Raw genomic sequence first — 15,261 nt, 5'->3', positions numbered from 1 at the left:
TACCAGTCCTTCTCCTCAAAAGATAGAGGGACTGATACGTTTCCACTTATTTGCTTTTATTCGATTGGATCCGTTGTTGGCTGATGCGAACCATTGCTTTCAGATACAGCCTGAACTAGCTCTTTGTTTCCTTGTTTTGTGGACATCGTGTCATTGATCAACCCAACTAAGTCTAATCCGGTTGTCTCTTTGATCGTATCAAAAGTTCGCGCTAAACCAGCTTCTCCCATTGATTGAAGCCCATCGTTGCCGCCAAAGCTGACCACTTTATCAATATTGCTCAGTGGCGCATTGACTTCTTTCGCGATTTCAGGCAGCACTTTGATGAACTCCATTAAAATACCGGCTTCGTTTAGTTTGGTCAAAGCAATCGCCATCTTTTCACGGCTTTCCGCTTCGGCTTGACCGACTTTTGCGATCCGTTCCGCGTCGGCACTACCTAGTTTTTCAATTCGTTCGGCTTCTGCTTGGGCAGCTAATTTGACTTTTTCCGCTTCGGCTTGTGCTCGGGCGATTTCACGTGCTTTGTCTGCTAGAGCGTTTTGTTCAACGACATATTTATCTGCTTCGGCTTTTTTACGGACAGTTGCATTCAATTCTTTTTCCGTCAATTCCGCTTGTTTTTCTTGGATCTCAATATTTTTTTCTTGTTCGATCAACTGAACTTTCATTTGTTCGCCGACCGCGATTTGTTCTGCTTTCGCATCCGCAACTTCGCGTTCTTGTTTGTACTGCGCTTGTTTCAATGCCATATCTTTAGTCGCTTCTGCGATTTCTGTTTGGCGACGGATCTCTTCATGCTGTGCCAATTGCTCATTCTCAGCTTGCTTGATCCGCGTTTCTCTTAAGGCATTGGATTCCGCTACTTCGGCATTTTTTTTCACTTCAGCAATCTGAGGGCGTCCTAACGCATCCAAGTAGCCATTGCTGTCGCTGACATCTTTGATCGTAAACGAAACGATCTCCAACCCCATTTTTTTCAAGTCCGTAGAGGCAACTTCTTGCACTTGTTCCGCAAAATCATCTCGGTTTTTGTAGATAGCTTCTACCGTCATCGTTCCTAGAATCGCCCGTAAGTGACCTTCTAAGACTTCTTGGGCTTCATCTTCCAATTCACCTGTGGATTTACCTAAGTATTGTTCGGCGGCTGTCTTGATCGATTCGGTACTATTACCGACCTTCACAAGCACCGTCGCACTGGCTTTGATCGGTACGCCTTGTTCCGTATAAACTTCTGGTGTCCCAATCTCTAACTTGTGGGTCAATAAACTTAATTTATGAGCTTTTTGAACAATAGGAATCACAAATGTCCCACTGTTTTTTAAGATCTTGATGCCTTCTTTTCCTAAGAATGATCCTGTAACGATCAACGCTTCATCGGGTTTCCCGATACGGTAACGTATCATCAAAAAGGCAACCAATAAAACAACGAGGACAATGATCCATAAAATTGGATTACTTAAAAAATCGACTGCTGATCCTGTATCCACCATAACCTAACACTTCCTATTCTATAAAATTTTTACTTTCAACCACCAACGCGATCCCTTTTTTATCAAAATCGACAATGATGACTTTGGTGCCGACTGGCAATCGAACATTGTTTTCACGATCTTCTTCTCGAAAAAACCGAGCGGGATAAACAGAACGTGCACTTTGACTCCCTATTTCCATGACTTCGCCGATTGTGTCTCCGACAATCTTTTCCGTCAGTTCGCCGATCACAAACTCATTGCGGCTAATGACATTGCTGCGGTTTTTGTCTGTGATGCGATTGTAAAGCCACATAAAGGGACCTAACAGCAAACTAAATGCAACAAAGACAACGAAAATGACCCCGACCAAGAGGATCAGCCATCCTAAAAATTGGATCACTGTAGGAAAACGCTGTAAATAGTTTTGAATCAAATGAACCCATTCTCCGATCACCATCTTCACCACCTTCTCTCATTGTTACTGTCTATCATAAGTCACCTTGATTAAAGTTTCAAGACAAATTAAAAAAAAACCTTCTTACCAATTATCAGTAAGAAGGTGTTGACTCATCACTCTTATAGTTGTTCTTTGGCTTTTTCTAAAGCAGCTAACGCTCGATTTGCCAATGCTTCATAACGAGATTTCTTGTCTCTGATTCGCTCTGGAAGTTCTGGCAATAACCCAAAGTTTGCATTCATTGGTTGGAAGTGTTTGCCTTCAGCATGGGTGATATAATACGCCATACTACCAATTGTTGTTTCTTGCGGCATAATGATCGGTGCTTCGCCTTTTGCAAGTTTGGCCGCGTTGATGCCAGCCATCAATCCACTGGCTGCACTTTCAACATACCCTTCGACCCCTGTCATTTGACCAGCAAAAAAGAGGTCCTCACGTTTTTTCGATTGATAGGTTTGGTGTAACAACTCTGGTGAATTCATAAAACTATTCCGATGCATCACGCCGTAGCGCACAAATTCGGCCTCTTCCAAACCAGGGATCATCCGGAATACCCGCTTTTGCTCGCCCCATTTCAAATGTGTTTGAAAACCAACGATGTTGTACAGAGAAGCAGCTGCATTATCTTGCCGCAGCTGAATCACTGCGTAAGGACGCTTGCCGGTTTTCGGATCTTCCAAACCAACGGGTTTCATCGGACCAAACAACATGGTTTTCGGTCCACGGCCAGCCATAACTTCGATTGGCATACATCCTTCAAAGAATTTTTCTTTTTCGAATTCTTTCAAAGGGGCCACTTCCGCATTGACTAAAGCTTCACGAAACGCATAAAACTCCTCTTCGTTCATCGGACAGTTTAGATAGGCTGCTTCGCCTTTGTCGTAGCGTGATTTCAAATAAACTTTATCCATATTGATGGTGGATTTATCGACGATCGGTGCTGCTGCGTCATAGAAATAAAATCCTTCTGATCCGTTAAAAGCTTGGATCGCTTTGGATAAAGGTTCAGAAGTCAAAGGTCCAGTTGCAATCACGGTGATCCCATCTGGAATTTCAGTGATCTCCTCTTCGATGACAGTGACTAAAGGATGTTCTTTGACACGTTTGGTGACTAACTCTGAAAAATCATCACGATCAACAGCTAAAGCACCACCTGCTGGAACCGCTGTTTTGTCTGCAGAGGTAATAATGACTGAATCTAAGCGACGCATCTCTTCTTTCAAAACACCGACCGCATTTGTTAAATTGTTGCCTCGTAGTGAATTCGTACAAACAAGCTCAGCAAAATTATTTGTATGATGGGCTTCTGTCGATTTCTTAGGACGCATTTCATAAAGCTTTACTGCGACACCTGCTTGCGCTGCTTGCCACGCAGCCTCGCTTCCGGCTAAACCGGCACCAATAACATTGATTTCTTTCATAGTGCTCTCCTTTTATTTCAAAAGCTCGCCTCTTCTCATAAGAAACTGCTTGTATTAATCAAAAGGACCGGCACTTTCTTTTGTCAGCCAACATCGAGGCTGACCCTTCAAAAGAATGCGCCGATTCTTTTTATAACAGAGAATCCTGTTAGTTATTTTTGCACATTTTCTTCATAGTCGCCATTGATACACACGACTTGCTTGCCGCCTTTGACTTTCTTCTCGACTAAGTAATTATCACATTTCGGACAATTACGGCCTACAGGTTTGTCCCAAGAAGTAAAGTCACAGTCGGGATAGCGGGTACATCCATAAAACAACCGATTTTTTTTCGATTTGCGTTCAACAACTTGGCCTTGGTGACAGACCGGGCACTCAACGCCGATTTCTTTGACGATTGGTTTCGTGTTGCGACAGTCAGGGAAATTGCTGCAGGCATAAAATTTTCCGTAGCGACCTAATTTGATCACCATTGGATGGCCACAAAGATCACAGTCAAAGCCTGCAGGTTCGTCTTTGATTTGGATTTTTTCGATACTTTCTTCTGCGGTCGTCAATTCTTTTTCAAATGGACGGTAGAATTGATCGACGACTTTGACCCATTCTTCTTTCCCAGCTTCAATGCTATCCAAGCTATTTTCCATTTCAGCAGTAAAATGCATATCAACGATTTGCGGGAAGAATTCCTCGATCAATGAATTGACGATCTCACCAAGTTCAGTTGGCTCAAAACGTTTTTGCGTCAATTTCACATAATAACGCCGCTGGATCGTTTCTAGCGTTGGTGCATAAGTTGAAGGACGGCCGACACCGTTCTCTTCAAGGGTTTTGATCAAGGTGGCTTCACTGTAGCGGGCAGGTGGTTGAGTGAAATGCTGTTTCGGTTCGATCGATACGGATTGGACCACATCTCCTTCAACTAACTCTGGCAAGATGTTCTCTTTGTCTTCTTTGCCATCATCGCGCCCTTCCACATAGACCTGCATAAACCCTTTAAATTTGATTTTTGAACCATTGGCAATAAAGATGACACCATTTTGATCCAAAGTAACTTTCATTGTGTCCAAAATCGCCGGTGTCATTTGACTAGCCACAAAGCGAGACCAGATCAAGCGATACAGTTTTAGTTGGTCTTTATCTAAGAATTTCTCCATGGCTTCTGGCGTACGCATCACACTGGTTGGTCTTACCGCTTCATGGGCATCCTGCGCTCCTTGTGCATTGGCGCGTTTTTTGCCACCGTGCGCTGAAAACTCTGAACCATAGGTAGTTTCAATAAATTCTGCCGCTTCGCCTTTGGCTGTGTCTGCGATTCGGGTCGAATCGGTACGCATATAGGTGATCAAACCGACGGTGCCTTGTTTACCAAGGGCGATCCCTTCATAGAGCTGCTGTGCAACCATCATGGTTTTCCGCGTTCGAAAGTTCAGTTTACGGGCTGCTTCTTGTTGCAAGCTACTGGTGGTAAAAGGTGCCGCCGGGTTGCGTTTGCGTTCTTTCTTTTCAACCTTCGTCACTTGAAAGTCTTTACCAGAAAGGCGATCAGTGACTTCTTTAATACTTTCAGCATTCGGTAATTTTTTCTTTTTGCCATCTAGGCCCCAAAAATTGGCTTTAAATTTCTTCGTGGCTTTTTTAAAGTTCCCATCGATGCTCCAGTATTCTTCAGGCACAAAATCACGGATCTCTTTTTCACGATCAATAATGATCTTAAGCGCCACCGATTGAACACGGCCAGCACTCAATCCTTTTTTCACTTTACGCCAAAGGATCGGACTCAATGAATACCCGACTAATCGGTCTAAGATCCGCCGTGCTTGTTGGGCATCGACGAGATCCACATCGATCGTTCTTGGCTCTTTGAAGGCTGCTTTGACGGCATCTTTGGTGATTTCATTAAAGACGACTCGGTTTTTATCTTTTAAATCTAACCCTAGCAGAAAAGCTAAATGCCAAGCAATGGCTTCTCCTTCTCTATCCGGGTCACTTGCGAGGTAGACTTTCTCGGCTTTTTTTGCAGCTGAACGGAGGCTTTTGATCACATCGCCTTTGCCACGGATCGAAATGTAATGCGGCTCATAGTCATTTTCGACATCAATTCCCATTTTACTTTTAGGGAGATCACGAATATGACCGACACTTGCGACGACTTTGTAATTTCGTCCAAGGTATTTTTCAATGGTTTTCGCCTTTGCTGGCGATTCCACGATTACTAAATATTTATATGCCATATAAAGAATGGCTCCTTCCTGAATTTTTCCTACTATTATATTCTATCAATCAGTGAACCTATCGTATGCAGATGAAACATACAAATCGTAGCTTATCATAGCTTTCAAGAAAAGGTTTGTCAAGGAAGGTTGATTGGAAAAATCAAAAAAAGGCTAACTCCTGTAAAATATCTGACACACTAATCGTACATTTTGCGCCATCTTGAATCAAGTGGTGACAACCTTTTGACTGATCGGAAATCATTTCACCAGGTACTGCAAAAACTTCGCGGCCATTTTCCATTGCTAATTGTGCCGTAATCAAAGAACCGCTTCTTTCTTTAGCTTCAATCACACAGATCCCTTTTGAAATACCAGCAATGATGCGATTGCGCAAGGGAAAGTGATGTCTTTGCGGTTTAGTATCGTGAGAATATTCACTCAGTACTAGATGTTCTTGACGAATCTGCTGAAATAATGGAAACGCAGAAGCAGGATAACAATGGTCCAACCCAGACGCAATCACCGCAATGGTTTTCCCACGATTTCTGATGGCTGATTCATGGGCAAAACTGTCAACACCATTTGCCAATCCACTGACGATCGTATAATTTTCCGTCACTAGCGGTGGAATCAGCTTTTCGCAAACTTTACGCGCGTAGCGAGAAGCTGTTCTTGCGCCGACAAAGCCAATCATGGGCGTTTGCAGCAATTGCAGATTTCCTTCATAAAAAAGCATCAATGGTGGGTCCGCAATTTGTCTTAAAAGCATCGGATACTCCGCCGAAAAAAAGGTAAGGTAGTTTTGATCCCCCATCTTTTGTGTGATGTGCTCTTCTGTCAATTGTTCCCATGATCGCCGAAAAACCGCACGGTGTTGTGGAAGGACGCCGATGGCAATCATCTCTTCCAACGAACAACGCATCTCTTTTGTTTCCAGCCAATACCAAATAATCTTCCAGCAGCCTTGCAGACCGATTCCCTGACAGTAGTACAGTTTTATCAACTGTTTTTCAAAATCTGTTGCTTGTTGATATTTCATAAACAAAGCCCTCTTTTCTTAGTGATCTTACTTATAAGATTCGCTAAAAAAAGAGGGATGGATGAAATTTATAGGTATTGTTTAACTGGGGCAAAGGTTTTTCGATGAATAGGGCAAATTCCATGGGCAGCTAACCCTTCTAAATGAACTTTGGTCCCATACCCAGCATTTTGATCAAACCCATAAAAAGGATACACATCATGAAAATCTTTCATTAAATTGTCACGATAGACTTTGGCAATGATACTTGCTGCGGCAATCGAAATGGAGCGGGCATCGCCTTTGATCAGGCTTTGTTGAGGAATGTCGGTCTCGATCGTCATCGCATCAATGAGCAAATGTTCCGGCTTGACCGCTAAGTCGATCAAAGCTTCTTTCATCGCCAGGCGGCTCGCTTGATAGATATTTATCCGATCGATTTCTTCAGGACTAACCACACCGATACCGACAGCAACAGCCTTGTTTTGAATTTCGATAAACAGTTCTTCTCTTTTCTTCGCAGAAAGCTGTTTTGAATCATTCAACCCCAAAATTTGGCATTCTTTAGGCAGAATCACCGCAGCTGACACCACGGGTCCTGCTAAAGGTCCGCGTCCTACTTCATCTAAACCGGCGATAAAACGGGCGCCTTGTTGAAATGCTTCGTTTTCAAAACGCATCATTTCTTCATATTTCTCCCGCAAAAGCTGCTGTTTGACTAATTGTTTCTCATATTGTTGCAACAGCTTTTGGACCCCCGCGCGTTCATCTGCTAGCAATTCCTGCAAAAATGCCGGGTCATTAAAGGTTGGATCAAATAATCGCTCTTTGATTGTCTTAATCGATTGTTTCATCTTGACTTTCCATTTCCTCCACTCGATCTAGTGTGTAACGGCCTAATTTTCCTTGCCGAATGTCAAAGACAACAAGTTCGCTTCCTCGATCATAATTGTCTTTATAGCCACGTTTTTCCGTGATCTTCATTAAAAGGTCTGGCGCTAATAACGCCTCTTCCTCCGCCTTTAATTGGTAACGATTGGCGATTCTTTCAGGATAATAACGAGCGAAAAAATCAAGTCCATACAATGCGATATCATCCAAATGGATCAGCTGGTCTTTGATCGCTCCGGTCAATGCCAGCTTCTTGCCGATCTCTGGATCTTCAAATTTTGGCCATAAGATCCCGGGCGTATCTAGCAGCTCTAGATCAGTCCCAAAACGCAGCCATTGCTGCCCTTTGGTCACACCAGGTTTATTGCCCGTCTGAGCAATTTTCTTCCCTACTAAGCGGTTCATCAAGGTTGATTTTCCGACATTCGGGATGCCGATCACCATCGCCCGAATCGCACGGGGTTTCAATCCTCTGGCTTTGTCACGAGCGATTTTTTCCTTCAAGACTTGCTTAGCCGTCGGGACAATCGCTTTGACGCCTTGATTGTCTTGGGCGTTGATCGCCAAGGCTAAATAGCCTTGTGCTTGGAAATAATGCTCCCATTTTTTGGTTTGAACGGGATCTGCTAGATCCGCTTTATTGATCAAGATCAATCGTGGTTTTTGCTGTAATAATTGATCCAGCATGGGGTTGCGGGATGAAATCGGCAAGCGTGCGTCCACGAGTTCAAAAACGATATCCACGAATTTTAATTTTTCACTTACTTCACGTCTGGCTTTCGCCATATGGCCTGGAAACCATTGAATGGTCATTTGAACGTTTTCCTCCTTGGTACTTCTTCGAATTGGTAAAAAGACAGTAATATCTAAATCCCTGCAGTATATACCTGACAAGAACAAGGACTATTTGCTCTAAAACCATCAGAGAAACTAGTCACACTGGGCATTTTGCTAAAGTTGCTTTAGGACAATGTTCTTGTTCCAACCTCGTGCATAGGTAAAGCTTTCAGCGCGATTCTCATGCGTCATACGCGCTTTCTCGCTTTTTAATTTTGGGGAAGTGATTGGAAAAAGCTTGTCTACCCACTCATTCTTCCTTTTTTCTGACACCTTTACCATTAGACCGACTGCTTTTTACTACCTTTTATCTTCGTTATTGTACCATATTTCACACGACATGTTTCGTTCTGAGTAAGGTTAACAAGTCATTTTCTAGTGGATCTAGAGGAAAACCTGCTATCTTTGCTTCTTATCACTGGGAGTGATCAAATCATGCTGTTTTTTTCTTTTGATTCTGCTAATCACCAGCAGGAGTAGTAATAGTATGGTGCTTACAACTAGCAGCACCCACAAATCCTGCTGGTTTGCTTTTTTTGCGGCATTTGTTTCATTTTCTTCATTGTAAGGAACCCGTTTGCCGCGAACCAATAAACGATGGCTATTGACCATATAGGGTGTGCAGGTTAGTAAGGTGACATAATCACTGCCTTTGACAATTTTTAGTGCTTCGGTATCATCAGGGGCGACCGTTTTGATCTGATCTATTTGATACGCCAACGTATCATCAAACGTTTCGATATAAAACGCATCGCCGATCTGCAGCTTAGGCAGATCCGTAAAGAGGGTTGCACTCGTTAACCCACGGTGTCCGCACAGAACTGCATGGGTATCTTCCCCACCTATTGGATACGAAGCGCCCTCCAATAATGTTGCACCTCTTTTTAACAACGTATCGGTGGTTTGATCAAAAATCGGGAGAGCGACATCGATTACAGGGATCTTTAAAACACCGATCGTATGTCGTTCATAGTAATCAGGGGTGTCGACTGATTCTGAGTCCTTTGTTTCTGCTGAAGCTTGCGTTTCTTTGATTCCAGGAGTACTTGCCCGCTGTGCCAGTTCTTGATTCGTTCGTTCCAACTGGTTCCTCTTTTGCTGTTTTTCTATTTCACTCATTTTTTTGGCTTGGCTTTGGTAGTAACTGATCAACTGCTGATCCAAAAAGGTGTTGAGTTGATTACTTACAAAAGGATAACTGATGATCAGGACTCCTATCAGCAGCAAAATACCCATTAAAACATCCAACAAAGTCACTTTTTTAGTAAGTGATTTCGCGCCATTTCTTTTCCTTTTGATCGTCATCGTGCATCTTCATCTCATTTACTTACCCTTTCCGTTTTACAAAGTAACACCCAGCTAAACCAACGATCACCACTCCGATGGCGCCCATTAAATACGTGCCGACACCACCAGTTGCCGGTAAAGTTCCTTTGCGGCGGTTAGGGACTTTTTCAGGTTCTAGCAATTGCTCTTTCGTTCCATAGGATGTTTCATGGACTTCAAAAGCGATGCGATTTGTTAACAGCACATAATTTTTTGGTGCTTTTACTTCTTCCAAATAGTAGGTGCCAAATTTCAACCCGATAATGTCGACTAATCCATCTGCACCTGAGGTAAATTTCGTCGCTTCATCCGCTGTTTGCACCCAAGATACTTGTTTGGTTCCCTCTTCGATTTTCAAGTAGTTGGCCTCATCATGGTCTTGATCCCGTACAACAAAAACTGCATCTGCCAATGTTTCGGTAGCGGTCACAGCCCCATCGACTTTTAAAAACCGTTTGCCCCCTGTCAAAACTTCCACGCTTGGAGGCGTTTGATCCGTCATGAAATCCGTTTCAACATTTGCTTCATTCGTAAAGCCATTGATAGGCATCGCCTGTTCATTTAAATACATATAATACACAAAGCGTAATTGATTTCCCGGCGTTAATTGCGGCAAAAATTCTGGATTGATAGTTACCGTAAAGCCATGCTCTTTTTCCGTTACTTGGTAATTCGTCGCGTCGATTTTCTGCTCTCCATCATACAACGCATAGCCTGTTTCTCCTTCAGCTGTATTTTCAAAAGTTAATGCTGGATCATGGGCATCGATCAATTGAAAATGTTTGTATTTGTTTTCAGCTCCTACTTTATCTTGAATACCTGATGGGATATTGACCGTTAGGTGATATTGGATTCTTTCGCCGATCTCCACGTCTTTTCCGTCTAATTGTGGTGTTGTTTTGGTAACATTTGTTGTGTCATTTTTGATTGTTAGCTCAACAGTAACGTTACTTCCTGAATCAATCGTGAAATCCTTGATCCTTTCTTCCTCGATTAAGGCGGCTTGACTTGGGGCTTTCGTTTCCTCTAATTGATAGGCGCCTGTTTCTAGTTGTGCAATCTTTAGCTGTCCTTTTTGGTTCTCACTCACATTGATACCAGCGTCTCCGGCAGCATATTGTTTACCTGTTAAAAAACGGTACGCTGCTTGTTTGTCGGTCGTCCACATATAGAGTCCATCGGCTGCACTTACAATATATTTCTTGGTCTGTTGGTTTCCTTCTTGCTTTGAAACAACAAATTCCGCATTATTCAGTGGTTCGTTTTCCCCCGTTCCTCGCTTATTCACAAGGAGCATTCCTTCATTTGTGACGAGATTTTTCGGATAAAGATGGATCGTGTCAAGCTCTTCTTCTCCATATACATAAGAGCCATCTGCTTGTGAGATCATTTCATACACAGGAAAGGCGATCACCATATTCTCAGCAGAGGTAACGCCGTCTTTAGGTTCTTCCACAATGGTGTAAACAGCATCCCGATCGGCTTGTTTTTTCGGCAATTCAAAAATCAAATCACCGGCTGTATCTGTTTTCCCGCTAGCTACAGGAGAACCTGGCGTCAAGTTTTGGACTTGACGCTTAGCTTCTTCAACGGATGCCCCTGCAGATCGTTTTTCGTAATAGGCTGCTGTCACATCATAGACAGAAAAAGTAACATCGGCTAACCCTTGGTATTGATCAAACTCTGCCATCTCGGTCCCACTATTTTGAATCAATGAACCTGGTAGATTGACCATTTTCTTTTTATGCAGATGAACCTGTGCCAAATTGGTCTCTGCGGATACTTGCTGATTTTTTGATCCAAAAAAGACAAATGGCAAAAATATAAAAAGAAGCCAAATTATGCTCGTATGATTAAAAATTTTTTTCATTGTTCTTTCCTCTCTTCTAAATTTTTTTGTTTTTCTTTCGCTAATGGAAGAATTACTTTAATGAAGGCTTATCTTTGCGCTTAACGTACAAATAGCTTCCAGCTAAAAGGACTAGCAGACCTGTTGAAAGAATCGCCAGCCATCCATGCCAATTCCCTCCGGTTTCAGGAAGAGACACTTTCACTTGATTGGTTACGATCAATTCTATTTGATTGTTCTTTTCTCCAGAAACAAGAAGATTCGGTTGTTGTTCTTCATCGATAAAGACCTGACCATCCTCTTCAATCTTGATTTGGACAGGTACTGTTAAACCTGCATAGCCTGCGGGTGTACCAGTTTCTTCCAAGGTATAGCTGCCGGGTGTAAGATCTTGGAAGTGAAATACCGCTAGTGCTTCTCCGTTTTCAGGCAGTTCGACAGTTCGTCCGTTTCCACTTAGCCGGAATTTTGCCCCCTCAAGTGCTTGTCCCAGTTCATCCTGTTTATTGACCACCAAATCAAATGGTTTTAACTGATTGGCGTGGGTAAGGGTCCAACAATTGGCATCCCCATCGACGTTTTCCCCTAGATACTGGATTTTTCCGTCCGTACCAACGACAAATTCATAGTCACCGGCAACCGTATCGTATCCAAGCGGACCGGCTGTTTCTGTGATGCGATAAGACCCTGGTTCCCCGATTATAAATCCGGCGAGTCCAGCATCATCCGACGTTTCTGCGGCGATTTCTTGATAATCCCCCGTTGCAGTTTTTTGTTGCAGAGAAAAGACAGCCCCAGCTAACAGTACTTGCTGTTCTTTTTGTACCGTGTATTTTCGAATAGCGACTGGAATTTCTGTAAAGGGATTGGTGATCTCCAGCGTAATCGTATGATCGTCCAGTGTGACGGGTTGCCCATCGATCGTCGCATGCCCTTGCGCATCGACATGAATCTGCCACTGGGTTTGCTCAGCCAAATAATGTCCCGCCGGTGCAGTGACTTCCTTTAAATGATACGTCTGACTTTTTTGCAACGCAGTATCTGCTGGTAGCCCGTACGTTCCATCCCCTTGATCCACAAGGGTCACTGTCTCCCCTGCCCCCGTCAATTCAAAAACGGCACCTGTCAACTTCACCTCTCCTACAGCGGATTTTTTGATCAGGTTTAATGCCAGGGGCACAAACGTCTTTGTGTTTTTCCATGTATAAGCGTCCACTTTTGTCGCTTCATAGCCTGACACTGTTCGTTCACTTGTGACTTGATAATCAAAAGTTTCTCCTTGGTTATTATAAAGCGGCAGTAGACGGGTTTCTTCGTAATTCGTTCCATCCTTTTCAGAAACCGCGGGAACCTTGCTTCGTTCCCAAGTTGTCTGATCTTGCGCATCGGTCTCAGTAAGTTCGAGATATCCTGTTTGCCAGCTCTCCTTGCTAGTAACCGGGCTTCTACTTATTTCAAAATAAACGGATTCTGGGCGACTTGACACATCACCATCGTATTCCTCCCAGACTTTTTTGATCGTCAACTCCTTACCAGGTGCTTTGGCAGATGGCACACCAAACAATGCCTTTTGATCGGATTGATGATTCGGATAAAACACCGTTTCACCATTCATTTGATACCAAATATCTGGTTTAAAATCCGCTACTTCTGTTTGAATCCGCACTTGATAATGAATTTGCAGTTCCTGTCCTTCGCCTAAATAAAGACTAGAAGCGTTGAGGGTATTGTCAGATACCGTGACCTCAGGCTGCACCGTTAGATCAGCAGAACCGACACTTTTGATGGACAAGCTATTTTCTTCGTATAAAAAAGGCTGCGAAATGGGGTCAGTAATCTCTCCATCAGTGACTGTCGCCGAAATATGAAGGGCTTTTTTCTCGAGATAGTCGGCAATATCCGCTGCTCCATTGGCTGACTCATAATAAAGATGCCCCTCTTCATCTGCAGAAACCATCTGTCTCATTTTGTTCTCAACATCGGCCTTTGTATACCCAGCTGTTTGATCTCCTTGCAGTTGAATCCCCAATCCGTGAATCTCAATCCCGCGCTCTTTTAACGCCATCGCCTCACCGATCGTAGCGACAAACGTATTGTCGATCCGTTTAGAGTTACCGTATTGATCAGGTGCAAAATACCCATTGTGGATAAACGATGTATTCATGGGCTGATCTTGAGTAAGTGAAAAGGCGGTTCCAAAATAACTGTCGTCTGCTTGCGTCTGCACTTTGGACACATGGTAACTGTAAGTAGGCACGCCATCTGTTAGCAAAACGATGACTTTCTTATGTCCATTTTGCGTCGATAGCATATCCCCTGCTTGGCGCAGCCCTCTTTGGGTAAAGGTTCCCCCAGCTGCTGTTTCTGGTGTCATGGTCCGGATCGTCTCTTTGACTTCCGAAAATTTTCCTAATTGGCAGATTTTGTTTTGGTAATTGCTACCATCACTGGAATAACCGACATAGCCCATGTAGACACTTTCTTGAATGCCGCTTCCTTCAATTTGATTCAAAAAGCGTTCCACACCTTTTTTTACTTCAGTGATGCGTCCCATCTCATTCATACTGCCTGACCAATCCATGACCAACACGACATCGATGGGATCGACTTGACGTTGAACATTCCCTCGTACATTTAGGTAAACATCAAATAGTCCCGGGGTATTCGTCTCTTTGGCAAATTTTCGCAGAGCGAAATCTGCTTCGTCACCTACACCACCATACTCAATATACGAGTTGGTCACATTTTCTGGATCACCATTCCAGATAGTTACGCCATCCCAGGTTTCTCCTGCATCCTTGTTCCCCTGATGATTTAAGACGTTACTCTTTTCATCGGTTTTCCAATTCGCCGAAGGATACGTCCCGCTTTGGTCTGTCGTATAATCTGGTTCAATCGAAGCAAAAGCCTGTGAACCGTTCATTTTTTGATAAAGACGTTCTTGTTTAAACGGTTCAATGAGTGTTTCATCTTCAGAAGAACTTGACGTCGTTCCTGTTTCCTTTGTCTCTTCCTGCGTTTCTTCGTTTAAAACACCTTTTGAGTCTTCATTCGACACTTGTTCCGAAGTTGACTCTGTGCCGGTTTCTGCAGCTTGCGAATCAGTTGAGCTGACTTCCACCCTATCTGAGGAAGCAGATTCTGTGACAAGCGGAATATCAACTATCAATTCATCCAAAGACGCCAATTTGTGCGACTCTTGATTTTCATGATCATATTCTTCAATCTGAAGCGCCAACTTCAGTTTTTTTGTTTCATTGGGTAGTTGAAACGTTACTTCTTGTTCACAGGGTGTTTTCAAGAAGTCTTGTGTTGTTAGCCAAGACTGTGCAGATTCATCCTCAATAACAACCATCTCTTTGTTGTTCGTTTTCGTTAGCGATTGTTCTTTCGTTTCATCCAGTGCATATAATTGCAGCCAGATGCGTTGCTGCTTGTTTTTTTGTGATAGCTGATAACGTAAAGTAAATTGATTGCCCTCCCGTTGACCTGTCAGCTTGATCTGCTCCGTTTCGGTAATAGCGATCGTATTTTCTTCTTGTGCACTTGCTGTCCCATTTGTTTGCAAACCTGAAGAAATGATGAATAATATCCCCCCTAACATACAGAAAATGAAAGAGAACCAGTGGTGTCTCTTTGCAAAAAACATAAAAAAACCTCCTTTCAAATTACAAGCTGATCATACAAAAAAGAAGAACAATACACCGCTTTTTTTCATTTTCAGAAAAATGGGAAAACTCTTATTTTTGTGCGTTATTTAAATAGAATTTAGGT

At 43.1% G+C, this 15,261-nt stretch carries 10 protein-coding genes; all 10 read right to left on the bottom strand.

Annotated elements, in window-relative coordinates; all coding sequences use genetic code 11:
- Positions 1-56: 56 nt before the first annotated feature.
- The gene (locus IGI84_RS05670; RefSeq protein WP_077452547.1) at positions 57-1,493 is read right to left on the bottom strand and encodes a flotillin family protein; all 1,437 of its coding nucleotides are present in this window, start codon (positions 1,491-1,493) and stop codon (positions 57-59) included.
- Between the two features lie 13 nt (positions 1,494-1,506).
- Positions 1,507-1,932 (bottom strand): hypothetical protein, encoded by a 426-nt coding sequence (locus IGI84_RS05665; protein WP_086292746.1) that lies wholly within the window; start codon positions 1,930-1,932, stop codon positions 1,507-1,509.
- Between the two features lie 119 nt (positions 1,933-2,051).
- A complete protein-coding gene (trmFO, locus tag IGI84_RS05660) occupies positions 2,052-3,353 on the bottom strand; it encodes an FADH(2)-oxidizing methylenetetrahydrofolate--tRNA-(uracil(54)-C(5))-methyltransferase TrmFO (protein WP_200125194.1) in 1,302 nt (433 codons plus the stop codon).
- Positions 3,354-3,505: 152 nt separating this feature from the next.
- On the bottom strand, positions 3,506-5,584 hold the full coding sequence (gene topA / locus IGI84_RS05655) for a type I DNA topoisomerase (RefSeq protein ID WP_081119148.1): 2,079 nt from the start codon (positions 5,582-5,584) through the stop codon (positions 3,506-3,508).
- Between the two features lie 142 nt (positions 5,585-5,726).
- The gene (gene dprA, locus IGI84_RS05650) at positions 5,727-6,605 is read right to left on the bottom strand and encodes a DNA-processing protein DprA (protein ID WP_200125196.1); all 879 of its coding nucleotides are present in this window, start codon (positions 6,603-6,605) and stop codon (positions 5,727-5,729) included.
- 68 nt (positions 6,606-6,673) lie between these two features.
- Positions 6,674-7,438, bottom strand: a complete 765-nt coding sequence (locus IGI84_RS05645) for a ribonuclease HII (RefSeq protein ID WP_077452551.1) — start codon at positions 7,436-7,438, stop codon at positions 6,674-6,676.
- Complete coding sequence (gene ylqF / locus IGI84_RS05640) at positions 7,422-8,288, bottom strand: ribosome biogenesis GTPase YlqF (RefSeq protein WP_016613223.1); 867 nt, start codon at positions 8,286-8,288, stop codon at positions 7,422-7,424. Before ylqF ends, IGI84_RS05645 begins: the two co-directional genes overlap by 17 nt.
- A gap of 423 nt (positions 8,289-8,711) precedes the next feature.
- On the bottom strand, positions 8,712-9,617 hold the full coding sequence (locus IGI84_RS05635; RefSeq protein WP_200125200.1) for a class C sortase: 906 nt from the start codon (positions 9,615-9,617) through the stop codon (positions 8,712-8,714).
- A gap of 22 nt (positions 9,618-9,639) precedes the next feature.
- Entirely contained in the window at positions 9,640-11,508 is a 1,869-nt protein-coding gene (locus IGI84_RS05630; protein ID WP_200125202.1) for a SpaH/EbpB family LPXTG-anchored major pilin, read from the bottom strand.
- Between the two features lie 52 nt (positions 11,509-11,560).
- Entirely contained in the window at positions 11,561-15,136 is a 3,576-nt protein-coding gene (locus tag IGI84_RS05625) for a SpaA isopeptide-forming pilin-related protein (RefSeq protein WP_430600880.1), read from the bottom strand.
- Positions 15,137-15,261 lie beyond the last annotated feature (125 nt).

The sequence above is a fragment of the Enterococcus sp. DIV0008 genome, assembly GCF_050542615.1.
Classification (GTDB): Bacteria; Bacillota; Bacilli; order Lactobacillales; family Enterococcaceae; genus Enterococcus_D; species Enterococcus_D innesii.
This window is presented reverse-complemented; position numbering and strand designations above follow the sequence as displayed.

Excerpts from the sequence above, each read along its gene's own strand:
- trmFO (WP_200125194.1), bottom strand. The coding sequence starts at position 3,353 with ATGAAAGAAATCAATGTTATTGGTGCCGGTTTAGCCGGAAGCGAGGCT.
- topA (WP_081119148.1), bottom strand. The coding sequence starts at position 5,584 with ATGGCATATAAATATTTAGTAATCGTGGAATCGCCAGCAAAGGCGAAA.
- IGI84_RS05645 (WP_077452551.1), bottom strand. The coding sequence starts at position 7,438 with ATGAAACAATCGATTAAGACAATCAAAGAGCGATTATTTGATCCAACC.
- IGI84_RS05630 (WP_200125202.1), bottom strand. The coding sequence starts at position 11,508 with ATGAAAAAAATTTTTAATCATACGAGCATAATTTGGCTTCTTTTTATA.
- IGI84_RS05665 (WP_086292746.1), bottom strand. The coding sequence starts at position 1,932 with ATGGTGATCGGAGAATGGGTTCATTTGATTCAAAACTATTTACAGCGT.
- ylqF (WP_016613223.1), bottom strand. The coding sequence starts at position 8,288 with ATGACCATTCAATGGTTTCCAGGCCATATGGCGAAAGCCAGACGTGAA.
- IGI84_RS05670 (WP_077452547.1), bottom strand. The coding sequence starts at position 1,493 with ATGGTGGATACAGGATCAGCAGTCGATTTTTTAAGTAATCCAATTTTA.
- dprA (WP_200125196.1), bottom strand. The coding sequence starts at position 6,605 with ATGAAATATCAACAAGCAACAGATTTTGAAAAACAGTTGATAAAACTG.
- IGI84_RS05635 (WP_200125200.1), bottom strand. The coding sequence starts at position 9,617 with ATGACGATCAAAAGGAAAAGAAATGGCGCGAAATCACTTACTAAAAAA.
- IGI84_RS05625 (WP_430600880.1), bottom strand. The coding sequence starts at position 15,136 with ATGTTTTTTGCAAAGAGACACCACTGGTTCTCTTTCATTTTCTGTATG.